12 protein-coding genes are annotated in these 13,925 nt (G+C 70.8%); 6 read left to right on the plus strand and 6 right to left on the minus strand.

The window, feature by feature from the left end; all coding sequences use genetic code 11:
* Positions 1 to 138 precede the first annotated feature (138 nt).
* From ACRAKI_RS30180 to ACRAKI_RS30190, 3 genes are read right to left on the minus strand one after another with little or no spacing between them, the layout of a single operon-like run.
* Positions 139 to 1,200 (minus strand): cystathionine gamma-lyase, encoded by a 1,062-nt coding sequence (locus ACRAKI_RS30180; RefSeq protein WP_447003877.1) that lies wholly within the window; start codon positions 1,198 to 1,200, stop codon positions 139 to 141.
* Positions 1,197 to 2,207 (minus strand): NAD(P)H-dependent glycerol-3-phosphate dehydrogenase, encoded by a 1,011-nt coding sequence (locus ACRAKI_RS30185; RefSeq protein ID WP_447003878.1) that lies wholly within the window; start codon positions 2,205 to 2,207, stop codon positions 1,197 to 1,199. Before ACRAKI_RS30185 ends, ACRAKI_RS30180 begins: the two co-directional genes overlap by 4 nt.
* Positions 2,204 to 2,905: a lysophospholipid acyltransferase family protein gene (locus tag ACRAKI_RS30190; RefSeq protein ID WP_447003879.1), complete on the minus strand. Its 702-nt coding sequence runs from the start codon at positions 2,903 to 2,905 to the stop codon at positions 2,204 to 2,206. The genes ACRAKI_RS30185 and ACRAKI_RS30190 overlap by 4 nt, the downstream gene beginning before the upstream one ends.
* 83 nt (positions 2,906 to 2,988) lie before the next feature.
* On the opposite strand from ACRAKI_RS30190, the gene cofC reads away from it, so the two are divergent.
* From cofC to ACRAKI_RS30215, 5 genes are all read left to right on the plus strand, one after another.
* Positions 2,989 to 3,597 carry a 2-phospho-L-lactate guanylyltransferase gene (gene cofC / locus ACRAKI_RS30195; RefSeq protein ID WP_447003880.1) on the plus strand — a complete coding sequence of 203 codons (609 nt, stop codon included), beginning with the start codon at positions 2,989 to 2,991 and terminating at the stop codon, positions 3,595 to 3,597.
* Between the two features lie 108 nt (positions 3,598 to 3,705).
* Positions 3,706 to 5,727: a cellulose binding domain-containing protein gene (locus ACRAKI_RS30200; protein ID WP_447003881.1), complete on the plus strand. Its 2,022-nt coding sequence runs from the start codon at positions 3,706 to 3,708 to the stop codon at positions 5,725 to 5,727.
* A 146-nt stretch (positions 5,728 to 5,873) separates the two neighbouring features.
* Positions 5,874 to 6,080 carry a hypothetical protein gene (locus ACRAKI_RS30205; protein ID WP_447003882.1) on the plus strand — a complete coding sequence of 69 codons (207 nt, stop codon included), beginning with the start codon at positions 5,874 to 5,876 and terminating at the stop codon, positions 6,078 to 6,080.
* Between the two features lie 59 nt (positions 6,081 to 6,139).
* Positions 6,140 to 8,422: an RNA degradosome polyphosphate kinase gene (locus ACRAKI_RS30210; protein ID WP_447003883.1), complete on the plus strand. Its 2,283-nt coding sequence runs from the start codon at positions 6,140 to 6,142 to the stop codon at positions 8,420 to 8,422.
* A 46-nt stretch (positions 8,423 to 8,468) separates the two neighbouring features.
* Positions 8,469 to 9,341 carry an NUDIX hydrolase gene (locus ACRAKI_RS30215; RefSeq protein WP_447003884.1) on the plus strand — a complete coding sequence of 291 codons (873 nt, stop codon included), beginning with the start codon at positions 8,469 to 8,471 and terminating at the stop codon, positions 9,339 to 9,341.
* A 788-nt stretch (positions 9,342 to 10,129) separates the two neighbouring features.
* On the opposite strand, the gene ACRAKI_RS30220 is transcribed toward ACRAKI_RS30215, so the two are convergent.
* From ACRAKI_RS30220 to leuC, 3 genes are all read right to left on the minus strand, one after another.
* Entirely contained in the window at positions 10,130 to 10,813 is a 684-nt protein-coding gene (locus tag ACRAKI_RS30220; RefSeq protein ID WP_447003885.1) for an HU family DNA-binding protein, read from the minus strand.
* Between the two features lie 209 nt (positions 10,814 to 11,022).
* Positions 11,023 to 11,625, minus strand: a complete 603-nt coding sequence (gene leuD / locus ACRAKI_RS30225) for a 3-isopropylmalate dehydratase small subunit (protein WP_447003886.1) — start codon at positions 11,623 to 11,625, stop codon at positions 11,023 to 11,025.
* Positions 11,626 to 11,640: 15 nt separating this feature from the next.
* Complete coding sequence (leuC, locus tag ACRAKI_RS30230; RefSeq protein WP_447003887.1) at positions 11,641 to 13,044, minus strand: 3-isopropylmalate dehydratase large subunit; 1,404 nt, start codon at positions 13,042 to 13,044, stop codon at positions 11,641 to 11,643.
* A gap of 71 nt (positions 13,045 to 13,115) precedes the next feature.
* Between leuC and ACRAKI_RS30235 the strand changes: the two genes are divergently transcribed.
* On the plus strand, positions 13,116 to 13,817 hold the full coding sequence (locus tag ACRAKI_RS30235; RefSeq protein ID WP_051772024.1) for an IclR family transcriptional regulator: 702 nt from the start codon (positions 13,116 to 13,118) through the stop codon (positions 13,815 to 13,817).
* Positions 13,818 to 13,925: the final 108 nt, after the last annotated feature.

Genomic DNA, 13,925 nt, shown 5'->3' on the forward strand with positions numbered 1-13,925 from the left:
ATGTGACCCCGCCCGTCGATCATGGCGCGAAAAGACATGGTGACGAGACTGTCAGCACCCTCGCCACCACGCAACCGAGTCCCAGGAAGTGGACCCGATCAGGGGGCCACCCCCATCAGCGGGACACCCGGCACCAGCTCACCGGAGGGCGCCGAGCACGTCGTCGACCAGGTCGGCGGTGTCCTCGCACCCCGCGGACAGCCGGACCAGGCCCTCGGGCACCGGGTCGCCCCACTGCGCCCGCCGGTCCAGGCTGGTGTGCAGGCCGCCGAAGCTGGTGCTCGCGAACACCAGCCGGGACCGCTCCAGGAACGCCGCCACCGCGTCCGCGTCCGCCAGCTCGAACGTCAGCACCCCGCCGAACCGCCGCATCTGCTTCGCCGCCACCACGTGCGCCGGGTCCTCGGGCGCGCCCGGCCAGCGCAGGCCGGTGACCGCCGGGTGCGCCTTGAGCACGTCGTGCAGGGCCGCCGCGTTCGCCGCCTGCCGGCTCAGCCGCAGGTCCAGCGTGCCGAGCCCGCGGTGCGCCAGCCACGCCTCGAACGGGCCGGGGATCGCGCCACCGGTCGTCCGCGCCGCGCGCACCCGTTCCGCCAGGTCCGGGTCCGAAGTGGACACGTGACCGAGCAGCACGTCGCTGTGACCGGCGACGGCCTTCGTGTCGCTGCTCACCACCGCGTCCGCGCCCAGCAGCAACGGCTGCTGCCCGAGCGGTGTCGCGGTCGTGTTGTCCACGGCCACCAGCGTGCCCGCCGCGTGCGCGGCCTCGACCAGCGCCGCGATGTCGCACACGTCCAGCCCGGGGTTGGACGGCGATTCCAGCAGCACCAGCCGCACGCCGTCGAACGACGGGTACGGCCCGGCGGTCGGCACCTCGACCACCTCCACCGGCATCTCGGCGACCAGCGTGCGGGTCAGGTAGTAGCCGTCCCCGGGCACCATCACCACGTCACCGGGCTGGAGGACCACGCGCAGGAACGTCGAGATCGCCGCCATGCCGGACGGGAACAGCACGGCCGTGCCGCCGTCCAAGCCGCCCAGAGCGGTCTCCAACGCGCGCCACGTCGGGTTGTGCGCCCGGCCGTACGTGTCCTCGCCGCCCAGGTGGTAGGCCGACGCGAACACCGGCCCGGCGAGGAACGGCTCCCCCGGCGCGGACGGTGTCGAGTGCACGACCCGCGTGCCGTCACCCCAGGTCACTGGCGTTCTGCCTTTCGTTCACGGCCGAGCAGCGCGGCGGTGAGGACGCGCGGGTCCAGCCCTTCGTGGCACACCTGGTGCACGCCGTCGGTGATCGGCATGTCGACCCCGACCCGCGCGGCCAGCGCCTGGATCGACGAACAGGACTTCACGCCCTCGGCGACCTGCCCGTGCGCGGCCTCCTGCGCCTGCGCCGGCGAGTCGCCGCGCCCCAGCCGTTCGCCGAACGTCCGGTTGCGCGACAGCGGTGACGCGCACGTCGCCACCAGGTCGCCCAGACCGGCCAATCCGGCGAACGTCAGCGGGTCCGCGCCCAGCGCCGCGCCCAGCCGGGACGTCTCGGCGAGCCCGCGGGTGATGATCGAGGCCATCGTGTTGTCGCCGAACCCCATGCCCGCCGCCATGCCGCAGGCCAGCGCGATGACGTTCTTGCACGCGCCGCCCAGCTCGCAGCCCACCACGTCGACGTTGGTGTAGGGGCGGAAGTAGGAGTTGGAGCACGCGTGCTGCAACTCGACCGCGCGGTCGTGGTCGGTGCACGCGATGACCGTGGCGGTCGGCTGCTCGGCCGCGATCTCCTTGGCCAGGTTCGGCCCGGACACCACCGCGACCTGGTCCTCCGGCACGCCGGCGACGTCGCGGATCACCTCGCTCATCCGCTTCAACGTGCCCAGCTCCACGCCCTTGGCGAGGCTCACGAGCGTGGCGTCCCTGGGCAGCGACGACCGCCAGCCGGTCAGGTTCACCCGCAACGTCTGGCTCGGCACCGCCAGCACCACCGCCCGCGCGCCGGCCAACGCCTTGTCCGCGTCGGACGTGGCGTCCAGGTTCGCGGGCAGCGTCACGCCCGGCAGGTAGTCGGCGTTGACCCGGTCCTCCCGGATGGCGTCGGCGACCTCCGCCCGCCGCGCCCACAGCACCACGTCCGTGCCGGAGTCGGCGAGCACCTTGGCGAAGGCGGTGCCCCACGATCCGGCGCCCAGCACCGCGACCCGGTCCACGATCACGCCTTCTTGGGGTAGAAGCCGTCGGGCGCCTGCTCTTCGCGGATGTCCGCGAGCAGGCCCTTGACCTCGTTCATCAGCACGTCCGTGACCTCGCGCAGCAGCGCGATGTCCTGCGGCTGGGACCGGTAGGCGGACAGGTCGACCGGCGGGCCGACCTTCGTCACCACGGTCTTGCGCGGGAACGGGCGGAACTTCTTGTGGTAGTGGTCGTAGAGCTCGCGGGTGCCCCAGCGGGCGACGGGCAGGACGGGCACGTCGTGCTCCAAGGCGAGTCTGGCCACGCCGGTGCGGGACGCCATCGGCCAGCCGTCCGGGTCGCGGGTGATGGTGCCCTCCGGGTAGATGATCACGACCAGGCCTTCCTCCAGCGCGTCGTGCGCGGCGCGGAGGCTCTGCTGGGCGTCGGCGGAACCGCGGTAGACCGGGATCTGCCGGGCGCCGCGGAGCACGGAGCCGAGGACCGGGACGTTCCACAGGCTGTGCTTGGCGAGGAAGCGCGGCACGCGGCCCTGGTCGCGGGTGAAGACGGCGTCGTAGACCGGGTCCAGGTGGGACACGTGGTTCATCACGATGAGCGCCCCACCGGTCCTGGGGAAACGCTCCGCGCCCTCATCGCGCCGACGCGCCATCAACGCGCAGGCGGGGTAGAAGATCGCTGCCGCGAATCCGACCCAGAAGCCGCCCTTCTCCTTGGCCACGTGCACTCCCTCTTCGTCGTGGACCTGGGAGTCTTCCTCGGAAGACCCGGCCAGGTCCAGCCGGCATCGGGGAGTATGGCGGTGTGGCAGCTGAAGTGGACCTCGTGGTGCCGGTCAAGACCCTGGACCGGGCCAAATCGCGGCTGGTGGGCGCCCGGCTGGACCGTCCGGCGCTGGCGCTCGCGTTCGCGTTGGACACGATTTCGGCTGCCCTGCCGGTGGTGCGCGGTGTGTTGGCGGTCACGTCGGACCCGGCGGTGGTCGTGGAGCTGCGGGCGTTGGGGGTCGAGTCGGTGGCCGGGCCGGAGGGCTTGAACGAGGCGCTGCGCTTCGGGTTCGGCGTGCTGCGGTCGCGGGACGCGGGGTCGGTGGTGGGTGCTCTGCAGGCGGACTTGCCGGCTCTGCGGACCGGGGAGCTGGCGGCGGCGTTGGCGACGGCTCTGGGACGTGCGTTCTGCCCGGACCGGGCGGGCACCGGAACGACGTTGCTCCTGTCGGAGCCCGGCGGTGATCTGGCTCCCACTTTCGGCGTCGCCTCCGCGGTCGCCCACGCGGCCTCGGGTGCGACGGCGCTCGTCGGCCCCTGGCCGTCGCTGCGGCACGACGTCGACACGCCGGAGGACCTCCGGCTGGCGGCAGACCTGGGCCTCGGGCCCCACACGGCCGCGGCCCTGATCCCGGTGGGCAGCTGAGTCCACCTCCCGGCCGACCCGCCGGCCGAAGCTGGTGGTTGACAGCCCTCCGGCGCGGCCTCAATCTGGGAGCGCTCCCAGACACCGTCGTCGCAGAGGACACCGCCGATGAGATCGCGCACCGCCGCCATGCTCGTTCTCGCCCTGGCCGCCTCCCAGCTCGGCAGCACCCCGATCACCCGGGCACAGGAAGACCCCACCGTCCGCGTCACGGTCAACGCCCGCGCCGGCCTGGAAGCGGTCGGCGACGCCGCGATCGGCGTCAACCACGCCATCTGGGACGCCCAGCTCGGCACCCCCGAGGTCGCCGACCTCCTCCGCGACGCCGGTGTCCAGGCGATGCGCTACCCCGGCGGCTCCTACTCCGACATCTACCACTGGCGAGACCACACGGCCCCCGGCGGCTACGTCGCCCCCAACACCGACTTCGACCACTTCATGGCCGGCGTCCAACGGGCGGGTGGCCAGGCGATCGTCACCGCCAACTACGGCACCGGCACGCCGGAGGAGGCAGCCGACTGGGTCAGGTACGCCAACGTCGAGAAGGGCTACGGCGTCAAGTACTGGGAGATCGGCAACGAGAACTACGGCAACGGCCACTACGGCTCCGGCTGGGAGGCCGACGACCACCCCGACAAGAGTCCGGCCGGCTACGCGACCCTCGTCGCCGAGTACGCCCGCGCGATGAAGGCGGTCGACCCGACGATCCAGGTCGGCGCGGTGCTGACCACGCCGGGCGACTGGCCGGACGGCCTCGTGACGAGCGGTGACGCGGGCACGTGGAACCAGGTGGTGCTCTCGATCGCCGGTCCGGAGGTCGACTTCGTCGTCCTGCACTGGTACCCGACCGGCGGGACCGGCGCGGAGGTGCTGGCCAAGACCGACCGGGTGCCGGACATGATCCGGTTGGCACGTCAGCAGATCGCCCGCCACGCGGGCAAGGAGTTGGGCATCGCGCTGACCGAGATCAACACCTCGTACGGCCGCAATACCCAGCCCGGCGCGCTCTTCGCGGCCGACGCGTACGCCACCCTGCTCCAGAACGGCGTGTTCACCGTCGACTGGTGGAACGTCCACAACGGACCCGAACGCGCGTCCACGATCGCCGGCCACCCGGACTTCCACGACTACGGCCTGCTCTCCAGCGCCGGTTGCCCGTCCGACGGGACGATCTGCGAACCACCGCTGAACACCCCGTTCGCGACGTACCACGCGTTGGCGATGATGTCGGAGTTCGTCCGCGCCGGCGACCGGTTCGTCGTGGCCGGCGCCTCCGACCCGCTGGTCAAGGCCCACGCGGCCCGTCGCGCGGACGGCGGTCTGGCCGTCCTGCTGGTCAACCAGGACCCGGACGCGGCCAAGCCGGTCGCCGTCGACTACGCCGGCTACGCGCCCGCCGCCGACGCCCGGGTGCTCACGTTCACCAACGGCGACACCGCCATCGCGACCACCACCGGCAACGCCGCGTCGCTCACCCTCCCGCCGTACTCGCTCACCACGCTGGTCCTGCGTCCGACCGCCCCGTCCACCGCGCCGGCCGCGCCCGTCCGCCCCACCGCCACCACGGTCACCGACAGTGCGGCGACGCTCACGTGGCCCGCTCCCGCCCAGGGCGTCAAGTACGAAGTCCACCGCCAGAACGGCACCCGCAGCGAGCAGTGGGGCGAGACCACCGGCTCCTCGTTCACCGTGCGCAACCTCACCCCGAGCACCCGCTACACGGTCAACCTCATCGCCCGTGACGGCGCGGGCCGCGTCTCGTGGTCCTCGCCGCCCCTGACGTTCAGCACCGCCACTCCGGCCTCGTCCACGTGCGCGGTGAAGCTGACCAACGCGAACGACTGGGGCAACGGCTTCGTCGGCAGCGTCGACGTCACCAACACCGGCACCACGGCGGTCGACGGCTGGGCGCTCGCCTTCGACTGGCCGACCGGCTGGCAGCAGGTGAACAGCGGCTGGAACGCCACGTGGGCGCAGGACGGGGCGACGGTGCGGGTGGAGGGCGCCGAGCACAACCGGTCGCTCGCGCCGGGAGCCACCGTGAACGTCGGCTTCGTCGGGGCGTACCAAGGCCCGAACGTGCCACCGGCCGTCTTCAAGCTCAACGGGGTCCACTGCACCACCCGGTGACCCCCAGAGCCGACACACCCAGAGCCGACACACCCAGAGCCGACGCACCCAGAGCCGACAAACCCAGAGCCGACAAACCCAGAACCGACGACCACGGGTCGCAGCGCTGTTCCGGTCGGTGCTGTCCGGTCGGCTAGCTTGGGGACGTGACCAAGCAGCCGACCGAACAGGCCACGGTGAGCGCGCACCACCCGGACGGCTCGGCGACCGTGCTGCGTGACGACGGCGTGCTGGTGGACGTGTCGGCCGACGCCGTCGCCGCCGGCGGGTGGCGCTCACTGCGCGCCGGGCAGAGGGTCACCCTTTTGAGGGACGCCGCCGGTCATGTCCAGGGCGTACAGCGGCCAGTGTGACGCGGAGTTCACCACGTCGTCGGCTCCGATCAGCGCAAAGTAGCTCTTTCTGGGGAACAATGATTTCTGTGAGCACGGAAAACACCCCCGAGCAGCCCGCGCCGAAGCGACGGACGAGGACGCCACGGGCCACGCCCGCCGCGGGCGCCCCCCGGCCGCAACCGCGCTCGGCAGTCCGCCGCAGCGGCACGCGCAACGGCACGACGGCGGCGTCCCAGCCCACCGAAGCGCCGTCCCGGTCGTTCCCGAGTTCACCGCCCGCCGCCACGGCCACCGAGGCGCAGGCCGACCTGCCCGACGACCGGTACTTCAACCGGGAACTGTCTTGGTTGGACTTCAACGCCCGCGTGCTCGCGCTGGCCGAGGACGCGTCGCAGCCCTTGCTGGAGCGGGCGAAGTTCCTGGCCATCTTCGCCTCGAACCTGGACGAGTTCTACATGGTCCGGGTCGCCGGCCTGAAGCGCCGCGACGAGACCGGCCTGTCGGTGCGCAGCGCGGACGGGCTCACCCCGCGCGAGCAGCTGTCCAGCATCTCCAAGCGCACCCAGGAGCTGGTCGAGCAGCACGCCAGGGCGTTCATCGACCACGTGCAGCCGGAGCTGGAGAAGCACGCCATCAGCATCGTCAACTGGGCGCAGTTGACCGACTTCGAGAAGTTGCGGCTGTCCAACTACTTCACCGACCAGGTGTTCCCGGTGCTCACACCGCTGGCCGTGGACGCCGCGCACCCGTTCCCCTACATCTCCGGCCTGTCGCTGAACCTCGCCGTGACGGTGCGCGACCCGGAGGGCGGCGCGGAGCGGTTCGCCCGCATCAAGGTGCCGGACAACGTGCCGCGCCTGGTCCGCGTGGAGAACGACCGGAGCAGCCCCACGGCGACGTTCCTGCCGTTGGAAGACCTCATCACGGCGCACATGGGCGAGCTGTTCGCGGGCATGCAGGTGATCGAGTGCCACGCGTTCAGGGTGACCCGCAATGCCGATTTGGAGGTCGAGGAGGACCAGGACGAGGACCTCCTCAAGTCGTTGGAGCGGGAGCTGGCGCGGCGCCGGTTCGGGCCTCCGGTGCGGCTCGAGATCGCCGACGACATGACCGAGCACATGCTGGAACGGCTGCTGCGGGAGCTGGAGGTCGACCCGAACGACGTCGTCCAGGTGCCCGGCCTGCTCGACCTGTCGTGCCTGTGGCAGCTCCACAGCGTGGACCGCAAGCAGCTGAAGGACGCCCCGTTCGTGCCCGCGACGCACTCGGCGTTCGGCGAGCGGGAGACACCGAAGAGCATCTTCGCCACCCTGCGCGAGGGTGACGTGCTGGTGCACCACCCGTACGACTCGTTCTCCACGTCCGTGCAGCGGTTCATCGAGCAGGCCGCGGCGGATCCGCGGGTGCTGGCCATCAAGCAGACGCTGTACCGCACCTCGGGTGACTCCCCGATCGTGGATGCGCTGATCGACGCGGCCGAGGCGGGCAAGCAGGTCGTGGCGCTGGTGGAGATCAAGGCGCGGTTCGACGAGCAGGCGAACATCAAGTGGGCGCGGCAGCTGGAGAAGGCGGGCGTGCACGTCGTCTACGGCCTGATGGGGTTGAAGACGCACTGCAAGACGTCCCTGGTGGTGCGGCAGGAGGGCTCGCGGATCCAGCGGTACTGCCACATCGGCACCGGCAACTACAACCCGAAGACGGCGCGGCTGTACGAGGACATCGGCATCCTCACCGCCGAGCCGACCATCGGCGCGGACCTCACCGACCTGTTCAACGTGCTGACCGGGTACGCCCGGCAGGACCACTACCGCAGCCTGCTGGTCGCGCCTTACGGGGTGCGGCGCGGGATCGTGGAGCGCATCGAGCGGGAGATCGAGCACGCGCGGGCCGGTGAGCCCGCCGGTGTCCGCATCAAGGTGAACTCGCTGGTGGACGAGCAGGTCATCGACTCGCTGTACCGGGCGTCGCAGGCGGGCGTCCGGGTGGACGTGGTGGTGCGCGGGGTGTGCGCGTTGAAGCCGGGCATCAAGGGGCTGTCGGAGAACATCCACGTCCGGTCGATCCTGGGGCGGTACCTGGAGCACTCGCGGGTGTTCCACTTCGTCGGCTGCGGCGAGCACTGGATCGGCAGCGCGGACATGATGCACCGCAACCTCGACCGGCGGGTGGAGGTGCAGGTGCGGGTGACGGACCCGAAGCTGACCCGGCAGTTGGACGCGATGATGGATTCGGCGCTGGAGCCCACGACGCGGTGCTGGGTCCTGCAGTCCGACGGCGAGTGGGAGGCGTCACCGGCGGACGGCACCAGAGTGCGCGACCACCAGACCGAGATGCTGCGCAACCACCGCGCGTTGGGGTGAGTCGTTGATCCGGGCGGCCGGCGCCGTGTTGTGGCGCGATGGAACCGTGGCGGTGGTGCACCGGCCGCGCTACGACGACTGGTCCCTGCCCAAGGGGAAGGTCGACGCGGGCGAGACCGTGCCCGCCGCGGCGGTGCGGGAGGTGTGGGAGGAGACCGGCTTCCACGCCGCGCTGGGGCGGTACCTGTGCCAGGTGTCGTACCGGGCTTTCGGCAGGCCGAAGGTGGTGGACTACTTCAGCGCGCGGGTCGGCTCGGGGGCGTTCGTGCCGTCCGAGGAGGTGGACGAGCTGCGCTGGGTTCCGTTCGCCGAGGCGGGTTCCGTGGTGACGCGGGACGAGGACCGGACGGTGCTGTCGGCGTTCCTGGCGGAGCCCGCGGATCTGGCTCCGGTGTTGCTGGTGCGGCACGCGAAGGCGGGGAAGCGGGACAACTGGGAGGGTGACGACGACCTGCGGCCGTTGAGCTCGGCGGGGTGGCGGCAGGCGGCGGGGTTGCGCTCGATGCTGCCGTTGTGGGAGCCCGCGCGGGTGCACTCCGCGCCGCGGGTCCGGTGCGTGGAGACCGTTCAGGGGGTCGCGGAGGACTTGGGCGCGGGCGTGCTGCTCGAGCCGCGGTTGTCCGAGGAGGGGTACTGGCCGGATCGTGAGGCCGGGTTGGTGCGGCTGCTGGAAATCGCGGACGGGGTGGGGACGCCGGTCGTGTGCAGCCAGGGCGGGGTCATCCCGGACATCGTCTCTACCCTTGCGGACCTGGGCGGTCTGTCGTTGAGCGGGACGCCGTGCAAGAAGGGCAGCACGTGGCTGCTGGCGTTCCGCCGGCCCGAGCCGGGGTGGTCCACTTCGGACTCGCACACGTCCTGGCCACGCCTTGTCTCAGCCCACTACTTCCCCACCGCCCTCCCCGCCCCCACCCCCTAGCTCCCGCGAGTCGTCCGTTCCGGCACGCCGAGTCGTCCACTCGGACATCACGAATCGGCCGCTCGGGCACCGTCAATCGGCCGCTGGGACGCAACACTCGGCCGGTCGGGTCACGGTAGGAGTCCGAGTGAGCACGGTGCGTTCTCCACAGGGAGGTGGGTTCTCCACAGGCGGCGACTCACACGCCAGAAATGTCAGACTTCACCGGCAGTATGAAAACTGGGGGACCCCTGGCGGGGACCCTTGCGAAGCATCACCATCACGCGGGAACGGCGGGTTCCCGCGTGGGAGCGGTTCGAGTCCGAGCGGTCCGAGTGACCGGGCCTGTTCGCCGATCCCGTGTGCGACTCGGGGCGTCCCGGTGGCGGCGTCCGAAGCGAATCGGGGTACCTGGATCGCGGTACCTGGATTGCGGCACTTGGATGCGAGGTCCGCGAAGAGCTGATTGCTCGGCTTCCGAGGCGACTGGACACCGGACATGTTCTGGGCGTTGAACTCAGGGGTCCTGAAGGTAGGACACGCCTGTTCTGAACGTAGGACTCACGGTGCCCTAGTGGTCGACTCGCGGTGTCCGAATGGTCGGTTCGCGGTGTCTGAGTGGTCGGTTCGCGGTGCCTGAGTGGTCGACTCGCGTGGTTTGGGGAGCGTGGGACTTGCGTGAGGGCTGAGGTGGGTTGTGCGGGGGTGGAGCGGGGTGGGGTGGGTGGATGCGCTCAGGGCCCGGTGCGCGTCCGCATCGGGCCCTGAGCATGTGTTGCGCGCCTGGCCGGTGATCACCCGGCCCGGTTTCACTTCTTCTTGGCCGGGGCCTTCTTCGCCGCGGGCTTCGCGGCTGCGGCCGTGGTGGCCTTCGCCGGTGCGGCCGCCTTGGCCGTGGTGGCCTTCTTGGCCGCCGGCTTCGCCGCCGTCGCCGTCGCCTTCGCCGCGGTCGTCTTCGCGGCGGTGGCCTTGGTCGCGGTGGTCTTCGCAGGCGCGGCCTTGGTGGCGGTGGCGGGCTTCGCAGCCGCGGCGGTCCGGCGGGTCGCCGGTGCCTTCGTGGCTGCCGCAGCGGCGCGCGTGGCCGTACCGGTGCTGCGCGTCGCGCGCGCAGTGGTGGCACGCGCGGTCGTGCCGCGGGTCGCCGGGGCCTTCGTGGCAGCGGCCGGCTTGGCCGCCGCTCCGGCCGCGGACTTCGCGGCCGTGACGCGCGGCAGCTTCTTCGTGCCGCTGATGACGTCCTTGAACGTCGAACCCGCGCGGAACGCGGGAACGTTGGTCTTCTTCACCTTCACGGTCTCACCGGTGCGCGGGTTGCGAGCGGTACGGGCCGCACGGGCCCGCTTCTCGAAGACACCGAAACCGGTGATGTTGACCTTCTCGCCCTTGTGGACGCTGCGAACGATGACGTCAACGATGCCGTCTACAGCGGCAGCGGCGTTCTTCTTGTCGCCAAGGCGCTCGGCGAGCGCCTCGATGAGTTGGGCCTTGTTCACCGTCAGTCCCTCCCAGGACGCTCACGGCCCTAGTCGGGCCGACTTGATTGCCCACGGTAAGCCCATATGCAAGGAAATACCAATCGCCACGCCAGATTTTCCGTTGTGGCGTGGGCAATTACGACCTGTCGAGGGACACCCGGGCGGCCCTGGAGGCTTCGAAGGGGCCGGATTACCGCTGTTCGGAGGGGAATCCGGCCCCTTCGGCCTCAGCTCGCGGGCAGCGGTTCGGTAGTGGGCAACCAACCCGGCCGGCGCTGCTCGAACTCGGTGATGTCGTCGGCGTGCCGGAGGGTCAGCGCGATGTCGTCCAATCCCTCCAGCAGCCGCCAACGGGTGTACTCGTCGACCGTGAAGGGCGCGGTGAAGTCCTTGGCCACAACGGTGTTCTTCGTCAGGTCGACGGTGACCTCGGTGCCGGGCTCGTTCTCCAGCAGCTTCCACAGCATTTCGACATCGGACTGCGCGCACTCGGCGGCCACGAGGCCCTGCTTGCCGGAGTTGCCCCGGAAGATGTCGGCGAAGCGGGACGAGATGACCACCCGGAAGCCGTAATCCATGAGCGCCCACACGGCGTGCTCACGGGACGACCCGGTGCCGAAGTCCGGCCCGGCGACGAGCACGCTGCCGGCGCGGAACGCTTCCTGGTTGAGCACGAACTGCTCGTCGCCGCGCCAGGCGGCGAACAGGCCGTCCTCGAAGCCCGTGCGGGTGACGCGCTTGAGGTAGACGGCCGGGATGATCTGGTCGGTGTCCACGTTGGACCTGCGCAGCGGAACACCGACCCCGGTGTGCGTGGTGAACGCTTCCATGTTCGGAGAACTCCCTCAGACCAGGTCGGCGGGCGACGACAGCGTGCCCCGCACGGCGGTGGCGGCGGCCACGAGTGGCGAGACGAGGTGGGTGCGTCCACCCTTGCCCTGCCTGCCCTCGAAGTTTCGGTTGGAGGTCGACGCGCTGCGCTCCCCCGGCTTCAGCTGGTCCGGGTTCATGCCGAGGCACATCGAGCAGCCGGCTTGCCGCCACTCGGCGCCGGCCTCCAGGAACACCTCGTGCAGCCCCTCGGACTCGGCCTGCGCGCGCACCCGCATGGAACCGGGCACCACGAGCATCCGGACGCTCTCGGCGACCTTGTGGCCGCGCAGGACGGCCGCAGCGGCACGCAGGTCTTCGATGCGGCCGTTGGTGCACGAGCCGAGGAACACGGTGTCGACGCTGATGTCGCGCAGCGGGGTCCCCGCCTCCAGCCCCATGTACGTCAGGGCCTTCTCGGCGGCCACGCGCTCGTTCTCGTCGACGATCGCCTCGGGGTCCGGCACGCTGGCGCTCAGCGGCAGGCCCTGACCGGGGTTGGTGCCCCAGGTGACGAACGGGGTCAGCTCGTCGGCGTCGAGGCGGACCTCGGCGTCGAACTCCGCGTCGTCCTCGGTGCGCAGCGTCTTCCAGTACTCGACGGCCGCGTCCCAGTCCGCGCCGGACGGTGCGTGCGGACGGCCCTTGATGTAGTCGAACGTGGTCTGGTCCGGTGCGATCATCCCCGCACGGGCGCCGGCCTCGATCGACATGTTGCACACGGTCATGCGGGCTTCCATGGACAGCGCCTCGATCGCCGCGCCCCGGTACTCCAGGACGTAGCCCTGGCCGCCGCCGGTGCCGATCTTCGCGATCACCGCGAGGATGACGTCCTTGGCCGTGACGCCCGGCTTCAGCTCGCCGTCCACGGTCACGGCCATGGTCTTGAACGGCCGCAGCGGCAGCGTCTGGGTGGCCATCACGTGTTCCACCTCGGACGTGCCGATGCCGAACGCCAACGCGCCGAACGCGCCGTGCGTGGACGTGTGGCTGTCACCGCAGACGACCGTCATGCCCGGCTGGGTCAGGCCCAGCTGCGGCCCGACGACGTGGACGATGCCCTGCTCGACGTCGCCCATCGGGTGCAGCCGGACGCCGAACTCCGCGCAGTTCTTGCGCAGCGTCTCCACCTGGAGGCGCGAGACCGGGTCGGCGATGGGGAGGTCGATGTCGATCGTCGGGACGTTGTGGTCCTCGGTGGCGATGGTGAGGTCGGGGCGTCGGATCGGACGACCGGCCAAGCGCAGGCCGTCGAAGGCCTGCGGACTGGTCACTTCATGCAGCAGGTGGAGGTCGATGTAGAGCAGGTCCGGCTCCGCGCCACTGCCGTGGCGCACGACGTGTGCTTCCCACACCTTCTCCGCGAGCGTGCGGCTCATCGCAACTCTCCCAAGATCTGGACAGTCGATAGATCTGGACTTCCCAGACAGTGGGAAGTTAGTATCGGCTTGTGGGACAGCATAGCGGGATCGGCGTGCTCGACAAGGCAGTGGCCGTCTTGAACGCCGTCGCGAAGGATCCGTGTGGGCTCGCCGAGTTGTGCAACCGGACGGGCTTGCCGAGGGCTACCGCGCACCGGTTGGCGGTCGGGCTCGAGGTGCACCGGTTGCTGCGACGGGGTTCGGACGGGCGCTGGCGTCCAGGCGCGGCACTGGCGGAGTTGGCGGGCGGGGCCACCGACCCGCTGCTCGACGCGGCGTCCTCGGTGTTGCCGCGGTTGCGGGACATCACGGGCGAGAGCGTCCAGTTGTACCGGCGGGACGGGATGCAGCGGATCTGCGTGTCCTCGGCGGAACCACCGAGTGGTTTGCGCGACACCGTTCCCATCGGCGCGCGATTGCCGATGACGGCCGGCTCGGGCGCCAAGGTATTGGCGGCGTGGTCCGATCCCGGAACCCAGCGTTCCGTTCTCGCCGATGCGGTTTACGGCGAACGCACTTTGTTGGAGGTGCGCCGTCGCGGTTGGGCGCAGTCGGTAGCGGAACGGGAGCCGGGAGTGGCGAGCGTTTCCGCGCCGGTAAGGGACAGCTCCGGCTCCGTTGTCGCCGCGGTATCCGTTTCCGGCCCCATTGACCGCATGGGGCGCCGTCCGGGCGCCCGGTGGGCCGCAGACCTGCTGGCAGCCGCTGAGGCCCTCCAGTCGCGGCTCTGAGACACGACGAAGGCCCGCCACCGTCGGACGGTGGCGGGCCTTTCGCTTCGTGCGCCTGCCGGAAAAACAAGAAGAACCGCACCTGGGATGCAGATGCGGTTCTCCTGA

It is taken from the genome of Saccharothrix isguenensis, from assembly GCF_052936305.1.

Bases quoted from the DNA above. Each gene is read 5' to 3' on its own strand.
- ACRAKI_RS30210 (WP_447003883.1), top strand. From the start codon at position 6,140: ATGATTTCTGTGAGCACGGAAAACACCCCCGAGCAGCCCGCGCCGAAG.
- leuD (WP_447003886.1), bottom strand. From the start codon at position 11,625: ATGGAAGCGTTCACCACGCACACCGGGGTCGGTGTTCCGCTGCGCAGG.
- leuC (WP_447003887.1), bottom strand. From the start codon at position 13,044: ATGAGCCGCACGCTCGCGGAGAAGGTGTGGGAAGCACACGTCGTGCGC.
- ACRAKI_RS30200 (WP_447003881.1), top strand. From the start codon at position 3,706: ATGAGATCGCGCACCGCCGCCATGCTCGTTCTCGCCCTGGCCGCCTCC.